At 60.7% G+C, this 19,049-nt stretch carries 17 protein-coding genes and 1 tRNA gene; 6 read left to right on the top strand and 12 right to left on the bottom strand.

Translation table 11 applies throughout. The features are described 5' to 3' along the window. Positions 1-54 precede the first annotated feature (54 nt). Entirely contained in the window at positions 55-1,332 is a 1,278-nt protein-coding gene (locus tag MK6180000_RS04535; RefSeq protein ID WP_138933656.1) for a 4-aminobutyrate--2-oxoglutarate transaminase, read from the bottom strand. Positions 1,333-1,496: 164 nt separating this feature from the next. Here MK6180000_RS04535 and MK6180000_RS04530 point away from each other — a divergent pair, with 164 nt between their 5' ends. Beyond that, entirely contained in the window at positions 1,497-2,060 is a 564-nt protein-coding gene (locus MK6180000_RS04530; RefSeq protein WP_138933655.1) for a cupin domain-containing protein, read from the top strand. Between the two features lie 85 nt (positions 2,061-2,145). On the opposite strand, the gene MK6180000_RS04525 is transcribed toward MK6180000_RS04530, so the two are convergent. From MK6180000_RS04525 to proS, 7 genes are all read right to left on the bottom strand, one after another. After that, positions 2,146-4,434, bottom strand: coding sequence for a glycosyl hydrolase family 28-related protein (locus MK6180000_RS04525; RefSeq protein WP_138933654.1), 2,289 nt, complete (start codon positions 4,432-4,434; stop codon positions 2,146-2,148). 169 nt (positions 4,435-4,603) lie between these two features. Further along, positions 4,604-5,011: a DUF4864 domain-containing protein gene (locus tag MK6180000_RS04520; protein WP_138933653.1), complete on the bottom strand. Its 408-nt coding sequence runs from the start codon at positions 5,009-5,011 to the stop codon at positions 4,604-4,606. Between the two features lie 60 nt (positions 5,012-5,071). Continuing rightward, positions 5,072-6,067 (bottom strand): Ldh family oxidoreductase, encoded by a 996-nt coding sequence (locus MK6180000_RS04515; RefSeq protein WP_138933652.1) that lies wholly within the window; start codon positions 6,065-6,067, stop codon positions 5,072-5,074. Positions 6,068-6,124: 57 nt separating this feature from the next. Further along, positions 6,125-6,808, bottom strand: a complete 684-nt coding sequence (locus MK6180000_RS04510; RefSeq protein ID WP_138933651.1) for an ABC transporter ATP-binding protein — start codon at positions 6,806-6,808, stop codon at positions 6,125-6,127. Beyond that, the gene (locus MK6180000_RS04505; RefSeq protein WP_138936336.1) at positions 6,801-8,051 is read right to left on the bottom strand and encodes a lipoprotein-releasing ABC transporter permease subunit; all 1,251 of its coding nucleotides are present in this window, start codon (positions 8,049-8,051) and stop codon (positions 6,801-6,803) included. Before MK6180000_RS04505 ends, MK6180000_RS04510 begins: the two co-directional genes overlap by 8 nt. Positions 8,052-8,144: 93 nt before the next feature. After that, positions 8,145-8,648, bottom strand: coding sequence for a DUF2937 family protein (locus MK6180000_RS04500; RefSeq protein ID WP_138933650.1), 504 nt, complete (start codon positions 8,646-8,648; stop codon positions 8,145-8,147). Then, entirely contained in the window at positions 8,648-10,003 is a 1,356-nt protein-coding gene (gene proS, locus MK6180000_RS04495) for a proline--tRNA ligase (RefSeq protein ID WP_138933649.1), read from the bottom strand. Before proS ends, MK6180000_RS04500 begins: the two co-directional genes overlap by 1 nt. A gap of 165 nt (positions 10,004-10,168) precedes the next feature. Between proS and MK6180000_RS04490 the strand changes: the two genes are divergently transcribed. The 4 genes from MK6180000_RS04490 to MK6180000_RS04475 all read left to right on the top strand — a co-directional run bounded on the left by MK6180000_RS04490 (position 10,169) and on the right by MK6180000_RS04475 (position 15,815). After that, entirely contained in the window at positions 10,169-11,236 is a 1,068-nt protein-coding gene (locus MK6180000_RS04490; protein ID WP_138933648.1) for an AI-2E family transporter, read from the top strand. Beyond that, positions 11,236-11,928, top strand: coding sequence for a P-loop NTPase family protein (locus MK6180000_RS04485; RefSeq protein WP_171054544.1), 693 nt, complete (start codon positions 11,236-11,238; stop codon positions 11,926-11,928). The genes MK6180000_RS04490 and MK6180000_RS04485 overlap by 1 nt, the downstream gene beginning before the upstream one ends. A 63-nt stretch (positions 11,929-11,991) precedes the next feature. Then, positions 11,992-14,166, top strand: a complete 2,175-nt coding sequence (locus MK6180000_RS04480; protein ID WP_138933647.1) for an RNA degradosome polyphosphate kinase — start codon at positions 11,992-11,994, stop codon at positions 14,164-14,166. Positions 14,167-14,249: 83 nt separating this feature from the next. Further along, positions 14,250-15,815, top strand: a complete 1,566-nt coding sequence (locus MK6180000_RS04475; protein ID WP_138933646.1) for a Ppx/GppA family phosphatase — start codon at positions 14,250-14,252, stop codon at positions 15,813-15,815. On the opposite strand, the gene MK6180000_RS04470 is transcribed toward MK6180000_RS04475, so the two are convergent. From MK6180000_RS04470 to MK6180000_RS04455, 4 genes are all read right to left on the bottom strand, one after another. Beyond that, positions 15,812-16,207, bottom strand: a complete 396-nt coding sequence (locus tag MK6180000_RS04470) for a hypothetical protein (RefSeq protein ID WP_138933645.1) — start codon at positions 16,205-16,207, stop codon at positions 15,812-15,814. The two genes, MK6180000_RS04475 and MK6180000_RS04470, sit on opposite strands and share 4 nt — an antisense overlap. A gap of 31 nt (positions 16,208-16,238) precedes the next feature. Further along, positions 16,239-17,249, bottom strand: coding sequence for an endonuclease/exonuclease/phosphatase family protein (locus MK6180000_RS04465; RefSeq protein ID WP_138933644.1), 1,011 nt, complete (start codon positions 17,247-17,249; stop codon positions 16,239-16,241). After that, entirely contained in the window at positions 17,246-17,929 is a 684-nt protein-coding gene (locus tag MK6180000_RS04460; RefSeq protein WP_138933643.1) for a molecular chaperone DjiA, read from the bottom strand. The genes MK6180000_RS04465 and MK6180000_RS04460 overlap by 4 nt, the downstream gene beginning before the upstream one ends. A 123-nt stretch (positions 17,930-18,052) precedes the next feature. Next, a complete protein-coding gene (locus MK6180000_RS04455) occupies positions 18,053-18,664 on the bottom strand; it encodes a VOC family protein (RefSeq protein WP_138933642.1) in 612 nt (203 codons plus the stop codon). A gap of 183 nt (positions 18,665-18,847) precedes the next feature. Between MK6180000_RS04455 and MK6180000_RS04450 the strand changes: the two genes are divergently transcribed. After that, positions 18,848-18,923: transfer RNA gene (locus MK6180000_RS04450), tRNA-Met, on the top strand. The last annotated feature ends 126 nt before the right edge of the window (positions 18,924-19,049 follow it).

The raw sequence follows: 19,049 nt of genomic DNA, 5'->3' as shown, positions 1-19,049 counted from the left end.
AAAAAGAGCGCGCCTCTCAACGCGCTCCCTTTCAGGTGTCATGGGCGGCTAGACTTACGCAGTCCGCGCTGCTGCGATTGACGCCTCCAGAATTTCCATCGCTTCGGCGAAAACTGCATCCTCAATGGTGATCGGCGCGAGGAAGCGGATGACATTGCCGTAAACGCCGCAGGTCAGCAGGATCAGGCCGCGCTTGAGCGCTTCCATGCGGATGCGGTTGGTCATGTCGGGGTTCGGCGCGCTGCCATCGGGCGTATTGAACTCAGCCGCGATCATGAAACCGGGGCCGCGTACATCGACCATTTCGGGCGTGTTAGAGCGGATCTGCTCCAGCCGCTGCTTGAGCCGCGAGCCAAGCTCGGTTGCGCGGTTGCAAAGATCCTCCTCCTCGATCACGTCGAGAACGGCGTTCGATGCGGCGATGCCCAGCGGATTGCCGGCATAGGTGCCGCCCAAACCGCCGGGATGCGCGGCATCCATCATTTCGGCCCGGCCCGTCAGAGCAGCCAGCGGCAGACCGCCAGCCAAACCCTTGGCCATCGTGGTGATGTCCGCAGCGACGTCATAGCCGTCCATGGCGAACAATGTGCCCGTGCGGGCAAAGCCTGTCTGAACCTCGTCGGCGATCATTACGATACCGTGATCGTCGCAAAGCTGCCGTATGCCGCGCATAAGCTCGGCAGGGGCAGGATAAAATCCGCCCTCACCCTGAACAGGTTCGATGATGATTGCGGCCACGCGGTCCGGGTCCAGATCGGCCTTGAACAGCTTGGTCAACGCGTCCATCGACTGTTCGGTGCTAATGCCATGCAGATCGATTGGGAAAGGCACGTGGTAGACATCGGGCATCATCGCGCCGAAGCCTTTTTTGTAGGGCGCGACCTTGCCTGTCAGCGACATCGTCATAAACGTGCGGCCATGAAACGAGCCACCAAATGCGATCACAGCAGAGCGGCCAGTGTGGATGCGAGCGACCTTGATCGCGTTCTCAACGGCTTCGGCGCCGGTGGTCACAAACACGGTCTTTTTGGCGAAATCCCCCGGCACCTTTTCGTTCAGGCGCTCAGCAAGGCGGATATAATTCTCGTACGGCACGACCTGATGGCAGGTATGCGTGAAGCGGGACAGCTGCTCGGTCACAGCCTGCATTACCTTCGGATGGCAATGGCCAGTGTTGACGACTGCAATGCCGGCGGCAAAGTCGATATACCGGTTGCCTTCGACGTCCCACAATTCGGCGTTCTTGGCGTGATCTGCATAGATCTGAGTCATCATGCCCACACCCTGCGAAATGGCGCCTATGCGGCGTTCTGCGATCTCGGCGTTCAACATGACGCATCCTTTCGAGAAATGGTAACTGAACCCAAGACAGAATCGCCTGCCGGGGCATTCCGTCCGCTGTACGCCGTTTTATCAGCCCTCAAAAGTCTGTTTCTTGCACGAGGCAAGCCATTGATTTAGCTTACTCTGAATTCAAAGTGTTTGGGATCTTGAACATGCCTGTTACATCCGACGATCTAGAGCTTGGCCCCCGTCTGAAAGCAGTTCGCGCACACGCGGGCCTATCTCAACGTGCGCTGGCGAAAAGAACCGGGGTCCCAAACTCGACGATTTCTTTGATTGAGTCTGGCAAAATGAACCCTTCCGTATCAGCGCTGAAACGTATCCTAGAGGGGGTACCGATTGCCCTATCCGAGTTCTTTGCCTACCAGCCAGAGGCCGAGCGCAAGGTTTTCTACGCCGCCGAAGACCTGACGGAGATCGGCAAAAACGGCGTATCGCTGCGCCAGATCGGCACCACCCTCTTTGGCCGCGCGATGATGATCCTTACCGAGAAGTACGAGATCGGCGCCGACACTGGCCGCACCATGATCGGCCACGAGGCCGAAGAGGGCGGCATTGTGGTGAAGGGCCGTATAGAGGTGACAGTGGGCGATCAGCGCAAGGTGCTGGGACCGGGCGATGCTTACTACTTCGACAGCCGCAATCCTCACCGATTTCGGCAGGTCGGCCCAGAGACTTGCGAGATTATCAGCGCCTGCACTCCACCGACGTTTTGAGCGGTGCGAGATCGCCGAACCGTTGCACCCAAAAAAGGCGGTCCCGAAGGCCCGCCTTTCTTGATTTTCGCGAACCGCGTTGCGTTTAGAACGGATCGTCGATCCGTACGACGGCAGTCACAGTCCCGCTTACAGGGGTGCCAAATTGCAGGTTTATCTGGTTGTGATCCGCCCCCTGCTTGGCCTCATAGTAGGGCGCGACATGGACGATGCCGCCGTCCGCCGCCCGCAGGGGCCCGGCGGGTAGCACTGACGTAACGGTCTGCGCGTAGGCCCCGAATGGCAGGCTTGGGCCTGAATCGATGGTCCATGTCGCACTGGGGGTAATTTGGTCATACTTTACCAACAGGGGGCTAGAGACTGTTTGGTAAATATTACCAAAAGTGTTGTCCGAAAACCCGATATTCTTGATCCGGTTGTAATCCAGATCGGCAAAGCTGGTATCCACCCGCTCAATCCGGTCGATAGGATCGTCGATGATCCGGAACGAATTGCCGCTGACGTTTACACCGTTCAAGAAGTGCCCGGCGCCATGCGGCTTGACCACCATAAACGTAAACCAAGGCGCAACGTTGCCTGCCAGAAACACGTTATCGACCATGTTGAGCGCGCTGAATGAAAACTCGCTAGAGTATTCGGGCGCGCTGTCATGCTCATTGCTCCACTCGATAAAGCAGTTATCGACGTAGTTTGAATTGATCGTCGTGCGGCAGTTGGTCCGCGTCAGGATCAGACCGGCGCTGCGGGTGCCATCATTGGAATCGTCGCCCTGAAACCAGTGGTTACCCGATACAATATTGCTGGACCCAGCCAGCAGCGCAAAATGGCGGAACCGCACGATGCGGTTGTCGCGCAGCTTGACGTCGTTGGCGTTGGCATTCAGCGCGATTGATGTGCGCTCTGCCACGTTGACATCACTCTCGTCTGACAGGAACTGGCAGCGATCCACGATCATCCCCTGATCGCCTACCGCAAGGCTGGAGATGCCGCGATCCTTGGGCCGGGTGAAGAAACAGTCGCGAAAGTGAAACCCCGTGCCCGCTTGTGGCAGCATCACGGCACTGCACGTTCCGTCGCATTGAAACTCAATGTTCGAGAGTGAGAATTTGCTGAGTTTATCGAAGCCGCTGAAATCCAACAAATATTTGAACCGCCGAAAGGTGAAGTTTTGCGTGCCCGCCGCATCATACAACTGTTGGCTCAGCCGCACCTCTTGCGCTGGGATATCGACAGAGGACACATAGACCTCGCGGCCCACGCCATTGCCCTCGACGACGGAGCCGGGTGTGATGTTTGCCACATCTAGCACATCCGTCAGGACAAGGCTGTTGCTAGGCGAATATGTGGCGCGCGACGTGACGACCTCTGTATCCCACGCCGGGCGGTCTCGCGCATAGATCTGGCCGTTCTTGATCAATCTGCGCTGCGAATAGCTGGTTTTGTCCGGCACAGCGGCGGCCATGTCGATCGGCTCGGTCAGCGAAATGATGCGCCCCTTCATATCCAGCGACTCATGGCCCGAATTGTTCAAAAGCGCTTGAAACGCTTTGCGAAAGGCGAGTTCTTCATCGCCGAATGCATCGATGTAAGAAGGCAGGTCATAATTCCGCGCTAGGCTCAGGCTATGCTGCGTGGCCATCGTGACAGTGCCGGAAAAGCGTATCGACGATTGCATCGTCACGCTGTCGCCCAGAAAATATGTCCCCTGGGGCACCAGCACGTCGCGCCCACCAGCCGCCGCATCGGCCGCCTCGAAGGCGGTTTGATCGTCATGCACCCCGTCGCCCAGTGCGCCAAAGTCACGCACATCGACTGTATCGATCAGATCGCGGAGGAACACGTCCGTGACATCCTCAATTACCAGATCGTCAATACGCACGATGCCGCCACTCGGGCCAGTCAAGTCGAGGCCAAAATGCCCATAGGTCGGCACGGGCCCCCAAGCCATGTCTACGCCGCCCCGCACACCGCTGCCGACGATGGCGCTGACCTCCACCACTTGTCCGTAGCTTGGCAGGGCGACTGAGGGCCCCACTTCCAGTACGCCGCTTACATGGCCACTGGGCGAGCCAGCCCAGCCCGCAATGCTCACGTTTGGCAGGTTGCCGGATATTGCTTTGATCCGCGCCGTAATGCGCAAGTAGCAGCCCGGCAAAATGGGTGTTTGGCCCATGTAACGCAACTTTTGCACGCTCTGCGCCTTTTGCACCTCAAGCGCGCCGCCAAAGTCCTGATCGGCAGGCACGAAGGACGCGTTAACCGCGTTGTGATAGGTGTCCGATCCGGGCGTTCCGTCGCCGCTGGAATATACGCTGAGGCCACCCGAAAAGGCGGGGGGCATAAAGACGATCCCGTCGGTTACTGCCTTGTTCATCTTGCTTTCCCTTTCGCATCCGCGCCGTCCCGACAGGGACTGCGGACGTCTCAAATTACGCCAGCCCGGGGCGCACCCGGATGGTCGAGGGAAATAAAGACGGAAAGTTAACCGCCGCTGGTAGCACCGTGACGGTGGGTCGGCGGCAGTCGGACTGGAGCTTTGGCGCTCAGGCAGTTCCCGCTGTAGCGCGGCGAATGGTGACGCCGTTGATCAGCCAGCCCGTATCGCTCTGCTGCATCTGATATTCCAGAATATGCAGCGCACCAGCCTCGTCACGCACCATCACGTCCTGAAACAGCAGGCCGTCCCGCTCCTCCAGAGCCAAAAACCGCAGGTTTTCGGGGCGCCAAACCATAGGATAGCCGCCCTTCACCATCGCACCAAAGTTCTGAGCAGTGCCAAACATGCCCTGAATGGTAGGGCTGGCAAAGGTGAATGCAGTCTCGAAATCGTCGGCCTCGAACGCCTCGATCTGCGCCTCAATGACCGCGCGGATCGGACCCTCCTGCGCGCGAACGGCAGGCGCGAGGCCAAATATGGCAGCTGTGCAAATCGCAAAGATTATCTTTTTCACGGGCGTATCCTTCTCTTAGGGAAAGATATGTCGCACGCTCCGCAAAGCAAACATTTGCTGTCAGGCCGCGCCAGCCAGCTCCTGCAACTGGGCCCACAGCGGATCGGGCACATCCACAGATGCCGCCTCAACGCGCCCCTGTCCCGGCATCCGCGCGCCCTCGTCCGCGGCCACGCCTTCGGCAACGCGCGCAAGACGCGCGGCGAAATGATCGGACATACCGGGATCAATCAGCAGATAGAACTGACCCAGATCGTGCGGCGCGCCCTCTGGCGCCTTTAGCGGCGATAAGTCCTGACTGGCCAGACTGCCGGTGAGGCCGGCCGCCAATATCTCGGCCATCAGGCCGAAGCCCCAGCCCTTGTATCCGGCCGCAGCGCCTCCGAGGCTGACCATGGATCCGGCCATTCCCGCCGAAGGATCGGTTGTCGCGCGCCCATCTGCATCAACGGCCCAGCCTTCGGGTATGCTCTCGCCCGCTGCTTTAGCCATGGTAATTTTACCCATGGCGGTAGTGGTGGTCGACTGGTCGAACTGCATCGCGACACCGCCCTGCCCATCGGGCACGGAAAACGCGATAGGGTTCGTGCCGATCACACGTTTGCTGCCACCGGGCGGCGCGACTATGGGCGTCGCATTGGTCAGGCCCAGCCCGATCAGACCCGCGCGCGCGATCTGCCCGGTAAAATACCCAAGCGACGTGCAGGTATGCGCGTGGCAAACAGCCAGCGATGCGGTTCCGTTTTCCTTGGTGGCCGCAATCGCCTCGGGCAACGCGCGCTGAAACGCCGCCTGAGCAAAGCCGAACTTGGCATCCACCCGAACCGAGCCGGGGCGCGGTCGCGTCACCTCCGGCACGGCCCCACCCTTGACACGGCCACTCTGCAGTTGCTGGCAGTAGCTCTCCAGATAGTACAGCCCGCAAATCCGGTTGCCTGTCGCCTCCGCCTCCCGGATGGCATCCGCGACGCTGGCGGCGATCCATTCCTCAGCGCCGTGGCGCATCAACGCAGCTTTGGACAGGACTTCGATCTGGGCGGTGTCGATCATGGGCATGGGCGCGGCTCCTTCAGGCGTTTCCGCCTTTTTGCGCGCCGCGCGCGTCTGCGTCAATCACCCCGGTACCAGCTGCCCCTGCTCCAGCCGCACGATGCGGTCCATCCGCGCGGCCAGTTCCAAGTTATGTGTGGCGATCAGCGCCGACAGTCCTGTATCCCGGACGAGGCCCATCAGCGTTGCAAAAACCTGATCGGACGTGGCGGGGTCCAGATTACCCGTTGGCTCATCGGCCAGCAAAAGGCGTGGCTGATTGGCCAGCGCACGGCAAAATGCGACGCGCTGCTGTTCGCCCCCTGACATGGCGGATGGGCGGTGCGCCGCACGCGGCCCGATACCAACGTGATCCAACAGCTCCTGCGCGCGCGCCTCGGCGTCCTTACGGCGCACCCCTTCTGCCAGCTGCGGCAGCGCGACATTCTCAAGCGCGGTAAATTCGGGCAGCAGGTGGTGGAACTGGTACACGAACCCCACGTCGCGCCGCCGCGCCATGGTGCGCCGCCGATCCCCAAGGCCCGTCATCAAAGTACCGCCAATCGCCACCTCACCCGCATCTGCGGTATCCAGCAGACCCGCGATATGAAGCAGCGTCGATTTACCAGCCCCGGACGGCGCGACCAGCGCCACGATCTCGCCGCGCGCGATCTCCAGATCCGCGCCGCGCAAGACAGCAATCTCCGCCTCCTTGCCGCGATTATAGATCTTTTCGATGCCGGTCAGGCGCAACACTGGATCATTCATAACGCAGCGCCTCTACCGGGTTCATCCGCGCAGCGCGCCGCGCGGGAAATATGGTCACGATAAACGAAAGCGTCAGCGACAGCGCTACAGCTGACATGACGTCACCAAATTGCAGCTTGGCCGGTAGATAATAGATGCCCCGCACAGAAGGGTCCCAGATTTCACCCCCCATCGCCCAATTCACAAAGGCAAAAAGCGGGTCGATATAGATTGCAAAGAGACAGCCCAAGATCACGCCCATGATTGTCCCGATAATCCCGGTAAAAGCGCCGCAGATGAAAAACACCCTCAACACCGATCCCTCGGTCAGGCCCATGGTGCGCAGGATGCCGATATCGCGGCCCTTGTTTTTCACCAGCATAATCAGCCCCGACGTGATGTTCATCGCGGCAATCAGGACGAGGATCGATAGGATGATAAACATCACGTTGTCCTCTACCTCCAGCGCGCGTAAAAACCCACCGCTCTGGTCCTGCCATGTCCACAGCAGCGCGCCGTCTCCGGCGGCCTGCATCAGCGCTAACGACAGGTCCGAGACATTCTCCGGGTCGGTCACCATCACCTCCAGCTCGTCCGCCTGCCCCTCACGGTTAAAGAACGACTGCGCCTCGCCGAACGGCATATAGACGCGAGTGCGGTCGATGTCATAGCGCCCCGCGCTAAAGATGAACGTGACGTCATAGGCGTTCACGCGCGGCGTAGTGCCGAATGCCGTCTTGACACCGCCGGGCGAGATGATCTTGACCCGGTCGCCGACGCCCACGCCCAACTCACGCGCCACGCCTGACCCGATGGCGACCCCCTCATCGAACTTTTCGATATCGCCCTGCCCAGTAGCAGGGTCCGCGATGCGCGGGATACCCTTCAGGTCGTCGAGTGTGATACCGAACACCTCGACGCCTGCGTTGCGATCGCGCGAATTTGCCATGACTTGACCCTTGATCAGGGGGGCCACACGGGTCACGCCCTCGACGCCGCGCACGCGCTCTGCCATCGCCTCGTAATCGTCGATCATCCGGTCAATCCGGCCCGACCCTGCATCAATCTCGCCCGCGTTATAGACCGTCACATGCGCATTAGAGCCAAGGATCGTATCGACAAATTCCGCGCGGAATCCCGATCTGACTGCAAGCGTCGCGATCAGTGCCAGCACCGCCAGCGTGATGCCAATCAGCGAAATCCATGTCATCACGCTTACGCCGCCCTCGGCGCGTTTAGCGCGCAGATAGCGCCAGGCGATCATCCATTCGAATGGGGCAAATGGGGCGGATTTTCCTGCCACTAGAGTAACCTCTTGGTTGATTTCGGCGCAACTTGCGCCGGGGGCCGCGCGGCGTCAAGCAACGCGGGCGCGCCTCCGGCGAAACAGCGCGCGCAGCAGGGCCATGATCGTGCCCATTAGTGTCAATCCGGCGAGAAATCCCGCCCCGGCAAAGATGCTGCCCGCCAAATTCAGCGGCACGGCTGGCTGGAAATCCTCCCACGCGGCTTGCGCAATTTCGGCGTCGGCAAAGCTGCGCATTTGGTAGGCGCGGGTAAACGGCCCGGCGCTGCGCAGCGCGACAAGATCTGCCGACAGACGCTCATAGCGCAGTATAACGCCCGCCATAGTCTCGGCCCGCTGCGCGCCCATCGTACCACCCTGCCCCAGATCAGCGAGCGCGGCACTGCGGGTCAGACCGGCCTCGCCCGCATCCGCGTCGAACTCGGCAACAAACCGCCCCAGTTCATCCACTGCGCCGCCCAGTCGCTGCACATATTGCTGCGAAAACTCGGGGAACTGAGACAGCCCCGCCGCGCCGGCAAGGCCGCCCACCAGCGTCAGTGCGCGGCCTAGCATTAGCCGACCAAAGCGCCGCGATGGGGCGCATAGATTTCCGCGAGGCGTTTGATTGCGTCCTCGGGCGGCATTTCTTCGCTCTCACCGGTGCGGCGGCTGGTCAACTCCACCACGCCGTTTTTCAGGCCGCGCGGGCCGACGGTGATGCGCCAAGGCAGCCCGATCAAATCCATCGTCGCGAACTTGCCGCCTGCCCGCTCGTCCCGGTCATCGTATAGTGGGTCAAGGCCCAGCGCGATCAGGCCCGCATATAGCGCCTCGCACGCCGCATCCGCCTCGGCGTCGCCCTGTTTAAGGTTGACGATACCGGCGTGGAAGGGCGTGACGCCCTCGGGCCAGATAATCCCCTTGTCGTCATGGCTGGCCTCAATGATCGCGCCCACCAACCGGCTGACGCCGATACCGTGGCTGCCCATATGGACCGCGGCAGGCTTGCCATCTGGCCCTTGAACCGTCGCGCCCATTGCATCCGAATACTTGGTGCCAAAGTAAAAGATCTGGCCAACTTCGATACCGCGCGCGCTGCGGCGGCGCTCTTCGGGCACTTCGGCAAATAGCGCCTCATCGTGTGTTTCGTCCGTGCGGGCATAGCGGCTGGTGAATTCGTCCAAAACTGCGCGGCAGGCCTCGTGCGAATCGTAGTCGACCTCGCGATCGCCGAATTTTAGATCGGTAATCTCGGAATCATAGAACACTTCGCTCTCGCCTGTGTCGGCCAGCACCAGAAATTCATGCGTGTCGTCGCCGCCAATGGGGCCGGAATCGGCGCGCATGGGGATCGCCTGCAGGCCCATCCGCTCGTATGTGCGCAGATAGCTGACGAGGTGGCGGTTGTAGGCGTGCAGCGCGTCCTCCTTGGTCAGGTCAAAGTTGTAGCCGTCCTTCATAAAAAATTCCCGCCCCCGCATCACGCCAAAGCGCGGGCGGATCTCGTCGCGGAACTTCCATTGAATATGATACAGCGTCAGCGGCAGATCTTTGTAGCTGTTGACATGGGCGCGAAAGATGTCGGTAATCATCTCTTCGTTCGTCGGGCCATAGAGCAGATCGCGCCCCTGGCGGTCCTTTATGCGCAGCATTTCAGGCCCGTAGGCGTCATAACGCCCGCTTTCATTCCACAAATCCGCAGATTGCAGCGTCGGCATCAGCATCGGAATGTGGCCCGCGCGCATCTGCTCCTCGTGGACGATATTCTCCAGCTTGCGTAGTACCTTAAAACCCATGGGCAGCCACGAGTAGATGCCAGCCCCCGCCTGCTTGATCATGCCAGCGCGCAGCATCAGGCGGTGCGACACGATCTGCGCCTCCGACGGGGTTTCCTTAAGGACGGGCAGGAAATAGCGGGACAGGCGCATGGCGTTCCTCATCAGGTCAGGGGCATTTCCGCTTCCGTTTATGGCCTCCGGCGCCGCCGGGCAAGCGGGGCTTGGCACGGCCCGCACGGTTTCGGCGCAATAGTGCACTTGAAAGCGCCGGCTGCATGGGTGAAATATGCACCCTAACGCACCCGAAAGGACGCCATGGCCCTGCCAGTCGCAACGCAGATTAAATACTGGGGGATCGCCGCGGCGGTATTTCTAGCCGTGCTCTGGGTGTTGGGCGACGTGATCATGCCGTTTCTCGTCGGGGCGGCGATTGCGTATTTCCTCGATCCCTTCGCTGACCGACTAGAGGCGCTAGGGCTTAGCCGGGTGCTGTCGGTCGTCCTAATCACGATCCTCGGCCTGTTGATTTTTATCGCAATGGCGCTTCTGGTCGTGCCGACCCTTACCAGTCAGGCCACCGCCCTAATCGAAAGCGCACCCGAGCTGTCGCGCAAGCTGCAGAATTTCGTCAACCAGCAGTTCCCTGACATCGCAGACGCCGAGAGCGCGCTACGCAAGTCATTAATTGGCATCGGCGACACGATCAAGGAACGCGGCGGCGAGATGCTTCAGACGATACTGGGATCGGTGTCGTCTCTTATCAACGTTGCTGTGCTCTTTGTCATCGTGCCGGTCGTGGCATTCTATCTGCTGCTGGATTGGGACCGCATGATCGCGCGCATCGACGATCTGCTGCCGCGCGAACATGCCCCAGTCATCCGCTATCTCGCACGCGAGATCGACAAAACGATGTCAGGATTTATCCGCGGTATGGGTACCGTTTGCCTGATCCTTGGCACTTATTACGCCGTAGCGTTGATGGTGGTCGGGCTGCAATTCGGGCTGGTGGTGGGCGCTATTGCTGGGCTGGTCACGTTTATCCCCTACGTCGGCGCGCTGGTTGGCGGCGTGCTGGCCATTGGCCTCGCATTGTTCCAGTTCTGGGGCGATTGGGTGTCTATCGGGATGGTCGCAGGCGTGTTCGTCATCGGTCAAATCGTCGAGGGTAACTTCCTGACGCCCAAGCTGGTGGGCAATTCTGTCGGGCTGCACCCTGTCTGGCTGATCTTCGCGCTGTCAGTCTTTGGCGCGCTCTTTGGCTTTGTCGGGATGCTGGTGGCGGTCCCCGTCGCGGCGGCTATCGGTGTGCTGATCCGCTTTGCGGTGGGACACTACAAGGATAGTCAGCTCTATCGTGGAACGTCGGGCCACGACGGCACCTGATGGCACGCCGCCCCCATTTGCCCCGGCAGCTAAGCCTTGATCTGGTCACGATGCCTGCGCAGGGGCGCGATGATTTCTATGTATCATCGGCCAACGCCGTCGCTGTCGCCCTGATTGAAGGGTGGCAGGATTGGCCCGCGCGTAAGCTGGTCCTGAACGGCCCGCCGGGCGCGGGCAAGACGCATCTGGCTCACGTCTGGAGCGATCTCAGCGGAGGCATCATCGTACACGCCAGCGATCTGGAAGAGGCCGATATTCCAGCGCTGGCCGCAAATCACATCGCAATAGAGGGCGCGGATACCATCGCCGGTCAACGACCCGCCGAGGAGGCGCTCTTTCATCTGCATAACCTCGCATTAGCCGAGGGTCATTCGATCCTGCTGACCGCACGCGCCGCACCCAATCATTGGCCTATGGTCCTGCCAGATCTAGCCAGCCGGATGCAGGCAACGCCCACCTGCACCTTAAAAGAGCCTGATGACGAGTTGCTGGCCGCCGTCCTGATGAAGCAGATGGGCGATCGCCAGATTCTGCCGACGCCCGGCACTATTCCCTACCTCGTTCGCCGCATGCCTCGCGCCTTTGGCGAGGCCAGCCGAGTGGTCGCGGCGATTGACCGCCTAGCGCTGGAGCGGCGACGCCCGGTCACCCGCGCGCTCGCCTCTGAGGTGCTGGACAAGATGGGCCTGTGACGCCACACTCAGCGCTGAGCAATGCGTCACATCCCCGTCATATCAGGCCGTTACCCTAGTCCTATGAGCCAAGCTGATTTCCTGACCTCCCCGTTTCCGCCCGCCCAAGAGCTGCCGGATCTCGACCTTGTCGGGCCGGGCCGGTTCTACAATCGCGAACTAAGCTGGCTGGGCTTCAATTGGCGCGTGCTGGAGGAGGCACAAAACCCCCGCGTGCCGCTGTTGGAGCGGCTGCGCTTCTTGTCGATCTCTGCCACCAACCTTGACGAGTTCTACAACGTCCGCGTCGCCGGTCTGCGCGAGCTGGCCCGCGCCGGCAACACGACGCCCGCCGCCGACGGCCTCACGCCGGCCGAGCAATTGGTCCTGATCAACGAAAACGCCCGCAACTTACTGGGCGCACAGCAACAGACGTATCAACAGCTGCGCGATGAGCTTGAGACTCAAAATATCACGATCATGTCGGGGGCCGATCTGGACGAGGCCGATCGCGACTATCTAGCCGACGTGTTCCTGAACAAAGTCTTCCCGGTGTTGTCGCCCCTCGCGATCGACCCTGCGCACCCGTTCCCGTTCATCCCGAACCTTGGCTATTCGCTGGCGCTAAACCTTACGCGCATCCGCGATAAACGGCCTCTTCAGGCGCTATTGCCGATTCCCCAACAAATCGACCGCTTTGTCGCCTTGCCCGGCGAGAATGGCGCGCACCGCTTTTTACCGCTGGAAGAGCTTTTACTTTTGCATCTGCACAGCCTGTTTCCCGGCTATAAATACAAGGGCCATTGCGCCTTCCGCGTCCTGCGCGACAGCGATCTGGAGGTCGAGGAAGAGGCCGAGGATCTGGTCCGCGAGTTTGAGGTCGCTCTCAAACGCCGTCGCCGGGGCGAGGTGGTGCGCATGAATATCACCAGGAACGCGCCTGAGGCGCTGCGCGCGCTGGTGATGCAAGAGCTGCACGTCACTGCCGATGAGGTGGTTGAGGTTGACGGTATGATCGGTCTCGCCGACCTCAAGGAGCTTGTTCTAGACGCACGTCCCGACCTCTTGTGGCCCAATTTCTCGCCCCGCGTGCCCGAGCGCGTACAAGATTTCGAAGGCGATATGTTCGCCGCAATCCGGCAAAAGGACATGCTGCTACATCACCCGTACGAGACATTCGATATGGTCGTGCGCTTTCTCAATCAGGCGGCAGTCGATCCTGACGTGGTGGCGATCAAGCAGACTCTCTACCGCACGTCCAATCAGTCGCCGATCGTCGAGGCACTGTGCGAGGCCGCCGAAAACGGCAAATCCGTCACGGCACTGGTCGAGTTGAAAGCGCGCTTTGACGAGGCTGCGAACATTCGCCAGTCCCGCCGGTTGGAGCGGGCGGGCGCACATGTCGTTTACGGGTTTCTCGACTTAAAAACGCACGCCAAAATCAGTATCGTGGTGCGCCGCGAGGGCGAAAATTTGGTCACCTACACGCATTTCGGCACAGGTAACTACCATCCTATCACCGCACGCATCTACACCGACTTGTCGTTTTTTACCTGCAATAGCGTGCTAGGCCGCGACGCGACCAAGGTGTTTAACTACCTGTCTGGATATGCCCAGCCCGAAATGCTGGAAAACCTCGCCATCTCGCCCATTTCGCTAAAGCCTCGTCTGCTCGAAATGATCGCAGCCGAATCCGAACATGCCCAAAATGGACGGCCCGCCGAAATCTGGGCCAAAATGAACGCTCTGATTGATCCCGATATCATCGACGCGCTTTATGCCGCCAGCAGCGCAGGGGTGCGCATCAGCCTGATAGTGCGCGGCATTTGCGGGCTGCGTCCCGGTCTTGCGGGCCTGTCGGACAATATTCGCGTCAAATCCATTGTCGGACGATTTCTGGAGCATAGCCGCATCGTGTGCTTCGGCAACGGCCACGGGCTGCCGCATAAAAAGGCGCGCGTTTTCATGTCCTCGGCCGATTGGATGGGCCGCAACCTGAACCGCCGTGTCGAGACCTTGGTGGAGATCGAAAACCCAACCGTAAAGGCTCAGATCACGTCTCAGATCATGGCCGCAAATATGGCCGATGTTGCGCAAAGCTGGGTCATGGCGCCCGATGGCAGTTTCGCGCGCGCGCCCATGCCCGAGGGCGAATTTGCGTTTAGTTGCCACCGCTTCTTCATGGAAAACCCGTCGCTTTCGGGCCGCGGCTCTGCCGGGGCCGCAGACGTGCCACAACTGACCCATGCAGAGGATTGATAAAACGCACACAGCGCGCGTTGACGCCGGACCGCCGCGTGGCCCATAAAGCACCCGCAGACAAAATGACGGCTGGTAAAAATATGAGCGCACCCGAAACGGCAGACGGCAGCGCGCGGCGCACAGCGACGTTCAGCCCCTTCGGCAGAGCCCTTTTTGACAAACCATCGGCGCGCGCGCTGCGCCGTGTCGGCGTGGTCGACGTAGGGTCGAACTCCGTTCGGATGGTGGTCTTTGACGGCGCCGCGCGCAGCCCGGCCTATTTCTTTAACGAAAAGATCATGTGCGGTCTTGGGGCGGGTATGTCCGAAACCGGGCAGCTCAATCCTGAGGGCCGCGTGCGCGCCCTGAATGCGCTGCGCCGATTTGCTCAACTTGCCATCGCTATGGAAACCGGCCCGCTAACCTGCGTCGCCACCGCCGCCGTGCGCGAGGCCACAGACGGCGAGGACTTCCGCCGCGAGGTTGAGGCCGAGACAGGGCTGAAGCTATGGGTCATTGACGGGCGTGAAGAGGCCCGCCTGTCCGCTCAAGGCGTCCTTCTGGGTTGGCCGGGGGCCTACGGTCTCGTCTGCGACATCGGCGGCTCGTCAATGGAGCTGGCCGAAATCAACGGAGGTGTCGTTGGCCGACGTGTCAGCTCGCAACTGGGCCCGCTGAAACTGCGCGACATGACTGGCGGCAAGAAAGTCCGCCGCGCCTATATCGCCGATACGCTCGCTGCCATGACCGCCGAGCTGGGCGAGCAGCGTAACCGGCTCTTTCTGGTCGGCGGCTCTTGGCGCGCGATCGCCCGCATCGATATGGAGCGGCGCGGCTACCCGCTTCATGTCCTTCATGAATATCGGATGCGCGCATCTTCCATCCGCGACACGCTGGCCCACATTCAAACCTACGAGGATCTGGAATCACTGCGCCTGCGCGCCGGCGTGTCATCGGCGCGCATGGCGCTCGTCCCGCAAGCTGCCGAAGTTCTGCGCGAGGTTGTCCGCACGTTCAAGCCGCACGATATCGCGATCTCTAGCTACGGCATTCGTGAGGGGATGCTGTACGAGCAGATGCCCCAGCAACTGCGCGACCGTGACCCCCTGATTGAGGCCTGCCGTTTTACCGAAGCCAAGGATGCGCGGGTGCCGGGCTTTGGCAAAGTTCTGTACCAGTTCATTATGCCGATCTTTCGCACGGCCCGTCCCGAAAGGGTGCGCCTGATCAAGGCCGCGTGCCTTCTACACGACGTCAACTGGCGTGCGCATCCTGACTACCGCGCCGACATATGCTTTGACACCGCAACGCGGGCTAACTTGGGCGGCCTAAAACACTCCGAACGGGTGTTTCTGGGCCTCGCGCTGCTGCACCGGTATTCCAATTCGGCGCGCCAGACCCGCTTTGACCAAGTTGCCAAGCTGATAGACGAGCCTTTGCGCCGCGACGCCGAAATCCTCGGCAAGGCAATGCGCTTTGGCGCGATGCTTTGGCTGCAACGCGACGCCGAGCCGGGGGTGCTACACTTCTATCCCAAAAAGAGAATCCTGGAACTCAGCCTCGCCCCTGCAGCCGCAGCACTCTACGGTGAAGTCGCTCAGGCGCGTTTTGCCTCGCTGGCATCGTCGCTAGATTCGGAACCAAGGGTATCAAAGCCTGCCGTCTAGATTTCGATTTCATCGCCCGCATCTGGAGCAGGCAGCTCAGGTGATTTAGGCGTCGGCTCCAAGTCCAAAGGCACCTTGCGCCGAATTATAATGTCGCCGTTCGGCAGCTGTTCGGGCGCGGCGTAGACGCTCAAATCTTCGACATCCTTGAGGATGTCGGCCAATGCTGGACCCATGTCCTGCGCAAAATCGCGCAGTTGCGGACCTAGCCGCTCGGCCAGTTCGCGCATGTCCCGCATGGCAGGGCGCGCCTCCTGCATCAATCCCTTCAAGAACATGCGAGCGCCGTCCTCAATGAGCGACGAGCCGCCCTCAGGCGCATCGGTATCTTGGGCGTGAACCGGGGCAGCCAGACTGGCGGCAATAACGACAGAGAGCAAAATCTGTTTCATAGAGTGCAATATAGCACATCCAAACCCACTTTTAAGGGTCTAGATCAATATCCAGCGTCACCGGAAAATGGTCAGACGCGGCCAGTAGCGCCTCCCGCAAGGCCTCATCTGCGTAACAGGCAGGATCATCGAACGGATGCCAGATCCGCCACTTTGGCCCCAGAGCCAGCAGGTCGGGTGACACCATGATATAGTCCAGCAGCGCCTGCAAATATCGCCCCTCATGGTTCAGATAAAACCGCGACGTACTATGAAGCGCCCCGATCTTTTGCCCCAGCGCGCTGCGCGCATGTGGATCATACAGCTGCAGTGCCTGCCCCTCACCCAGCACCACCTCAACCGATGAGCGCCCAAAAAGCCCCTCGTACTCATCAAGGCCGGGGCCATCATTCAGGTCGCCCATCACGATTAAGGTCTCACCTGCTTTCAGATGCGCCGCGATACGGCCACGCAGCCAGACTGCCTGCGCCAGTTGCTTGCGGCGGTTGGCGATTGCGATGCGCATTACATCCGCAGGCGTCGCCGCGCCATAAGGTGCCTTCGATTTCAGATGTGCCCCGATCAGGCGCAGCGTTTGCCCCGCCCGCGTCGTTACCCGCACCTCCAGCGGTGGCTTGGAGAACCGGACGCGGTCCCGCACTGCATCAATATCCAGATCGATATGGAATGTACCGTCAAAGCGGGGCGCGCCCTCCGCACTTTGCGGGTCATGCACCGCCGTCACAGCATCTGGATCATACAGCAGCGCAATTTCCTGTTGCGTCTCATTGGCAAAGCCGATCAGCGCGCGGCGTGTCCGCAGCCCCTTGGCCCGCGCGAATCCCTCTAGCGCGCGCACGGTGTCGCGCTGCTTGCTATCATTCGGCGCCTCGATAATCATCACTGCATCGGCATCGACTGCGCGCATGATTGTCGTGATCGCCGCCGCCTGATCCCGTCGCGTGACGCCATGACGCGAGGACCATTCTCCATCTTCCAGCAGATGCCCCGCGTCATTGAAAAGGCTGTCGAACCATTCGATATTCCACGTCGCCAGCCTCATGCAGCTCGCTCAGATTGAATTTCAGCCCACGCGCGATTGATGTCGACCATCCGCTTTTCGGCCAACCGCATCGCCTCGGTTGGCACACCGCGCGCCATCATGCGGTCGGGGTGCGATTCGCGGACCATTGCGCGATAGCGCTTGCGCACCGCATCCAGATCATCGCCGGGGGCGGCGCCCAACACTTGATAAGGGTTCGGCGCGGCATCTGGCACAAAGCGGCAGCGCATCTGCTGAAATTCAGCAGGCGACATATCAAAAATCTCTGCTACCCGCTCTAGAAAGATGTTTTCGTCCGGATGGTACTGGCCGTCAGCCATCGCGATGTGAAACAGCCCCTCCATCAGATCGCGCAGGGCGCCAGTCTCCTTGCCGAACATCGCCTTGATCTTGGCAGCGTATTCCTCAAACCCGGCCACGTCCTGGCGGGCCAGATTGAACACCCGCGCGGCGCCCGCCTCATCTGCCTGGGCAATTTGGAAAACCTCACGAAAGGCCGACACCTCGTTGCGCGTGACCTGCCCGTCCGCCTTGGCCATTTTTGCGCCCAGCGCAATAACGGCGATAGCAAAGGCGACGCGGCGCTCTGGCGGGGTGCGCAAACGCTCAAATACACGGCTCAGACCCTCACCATTGGCAAGGGCCGATACGGCCTCAGTCATACGGGTCCAAAGCGACATGGGGGTAACCCTAAAGTGTTTGAGCGGAGATGTCAGCGCGCCGCCGCAGGTGTTTTTTGCGGCCGGATCAGAGCGCGTCCGCGTGCAAATTTTCTCTAAACTCAGCGGCAACCAGCCTAAGTGTTATCCTAAGAACTTGCAGCCGCCGGGCGTGTCGAATTCGGCTCTTAGTCCTATGGCACCGGTCTCAAACACGACCCGCCGATCTATCAGCCGCGGCGCCATTCGCGCCTCTAGCGCCTGCGCGTCCGGGTGCGTGACGATCAGGCGCCGCAGCGTGATACCCGTGGCCGGAAGGGCCGCCGCAGGATGCAGATCGCCATCCCATTGAATGACCGCTGCGTGGCATCCGTCAAAGGGGAGCTGGCCGTTTTCAGGCACCGCCATTCGCCAGCGCAGATCGCCGCGCTCCAGCGCGACTTGCGGCCCGATTCCCGGCAGTGCTGCCTGCGTTGCCTCCAGATCCTCGGTACGGCATATCCAGTTGCTCAGGCGCGGCGGTCCGGCCATCCGATCCAGATCAAACCACCGTGGCCGCCCCGGTGGCGGCGCGTCCGGGTCAATCGCGATCACTTCGAGGTAGAGGCCATTCTCTAGCCCAAGGAGGCAATTATGCGTCCCAAAGAACGCATGCCGCCCCCCCCGAATTGGCGCTGTACCAAGGCGCTGCGCAACCCAGTCACAGCCCTCCTCCAGCGTCGTCGCCGCAATGGCGAGATGATCCAATTCCAGCATATGCATGGCCCTTCCCGATGGCGTCTGCGACGCACAAGTCATACCTGCGCCCACCCAAGAAGTTCAACCCGTCCTGCGATCTGCGGCGAAGGTAGCGCAAAGGGCACGCCAATACGCTTCACCGTGCACAATGCCGATTTCCGGCTTGACGGTGGCTCGCCGCTGGCTTAGCCACGCGGCGACGGCGTGGTAGCTCAGGGGTTAGAGCAAACGACTCATAATCGTTAGGTCGGTGGTTCAAATCCACCTCACGCCACCAAAGTCACTTTGTAAAGCAAAGTGCCTCCGAACTGGTCACAGAGCGTTCACAAATACGGCACGCATTGCGGATAGATGCCTAGAGCGGGCCATTATCACCGGCCCAAGCCCCGTTGATTAGCACTTC

Source organism: Roseovarius arcticus (genome assembly GCF_006125015.1).
Taxonomy (GTDB): domain Bacteria; phylum Pseudomonadota; class Alphaproteobacteria; order Rhodobacterales; family Rhodobacteraceae; genus Roseovarius; species Roseovarius arcticus.
The sequence above is the reverse complement of the archived record's forward strand: the minus strand, read 5'-3'. Positions and strand labels throughout refer to the sequence as shown.

What these genes read in the sequence shown, in the direction of transcription:
- MK6180000_RS04535 (WP_138933656.1), bottom strand. Translation starts at nt 1,332, where the DNA reads ATGTTGAACGCCGAGATCGCAGAACGCCGCATAGGCGCCATTTCGCAG.
- MK6180000_RS04530 (WP_138933655.1), top strand. Translation starts at nt 1,497, where the DNA reads ATGCCTGTTACATCCGACGATCTAGAGCTTGGCCCCCGTCTGAAAGCA.
- MK6180000_RS04525 (WP_138933654.1), bottom strand. Translation starts at nt 4,434, where the DNA reads ATGAACAAGGCAGTAACCGACGGGATCGTCTTTATGCCCCCCGCCTTT.
- MK6180000_RS04515 (WP_138933652.1), bottom strand. Translation starts at nt 6,067, where the DNA reads ATGCCCATGATCGACACCGCCCAGATCGAAGTCCTGTCCAAAGCTGCG.
- MK6180000_RS04510 (WP_138933651.1), bottom strand. Translation starts at nt 6,808, where the DNA reads ATGAATGATCCAGTGTTGCGCCTGACCGGCATCGAAAAGATCTATAAT.
- MK6180000_RS04505 (WP_138936336.1), bottom strand. Translation starts at nt 8,051, where the DNA reads ATGATCGCCTGGCGCTATCTGCGCGCTAAACGCGCCGAGGGCGGCGTA.
- MK6180000_RS04500 (WP_138933650.1), bottom strand. Translation starts at nt 8,648, where the DNA reads ATGCTAGGCCGCGCACTGACGCTGGTGGGCGGCCTTGCCGGCGCGGCG.
- proS (WP_138933649.1), bottom strand. Translation starts at nt 10,003, where the DNA reads ATGCGCCTGTCCCGCTATTTCCTGCCCGTCCTTAAGGAAACCCCGTCG.
- MK6180000_RS04490 (WP_138933648.1), top strand. Translation starts at nt 10,169, where the DNA reads ATGGCCCTGCCAGTCGCAACGCAGATTAAATACTGGGGGATCGCCGCG.
- MK6180000_RS04485 (WP_171054544.1), top strand. Translation starts at nt 11,236, where the DNA reads ATGGCACGCCGCCCCCATTTGCCCCGGCAGCTAAGCCTTGATCTGGTC.
- MK6180000_RS04480 (WP_138933647.1), top strand. Translation starts at nt 11,992, where the DNA reads ATGAGCCAAGCTGATTTCCTGACCTCCCCGTTTCCGCCCGCCCAAGAG.
- MK6180000_RS04475 (WP_138933646.1), top strand. Translation starts at nt 14,250, where the DNA reads ATGAGCGCACCCGAAACGGCAGACGGCAGCGCGCGGCGCACAGCGACG.
- MK6180000_RS04470 (WP_138933645.1), bottom strand. Translation starts at nt 16,207, where the DNA reads ATGAAACAGATTTTGCTCTCTGTCGTTATTGCCGCCAGTCTGGCTGCC.
- MK6180000_RS04465 (WP_138933644.1), bottom strand. Translation starts at nt 17,249, where the DNA reads ATGAGGCTGGCGACGTGGAATATCGAATGGTTCGACAGCCTTTTCAAT.
- MK6180000_RS04460 (WP_138933643.1), bottom strand. Translation starts at nt 17,929, where the DNA reads ATGTCGCTTTGGACCCGTATGACTGAGGCCGTATCGGCCCTTGCCAAT.
- MK6180000_RS04455 (WP_138933642.1), bottom strand. Translation starts at nt 18,664, where the DNA reads ATGCTGGAATTGGATCATCTCGCCATTGCGGCGACGACGCTGGAGGAG.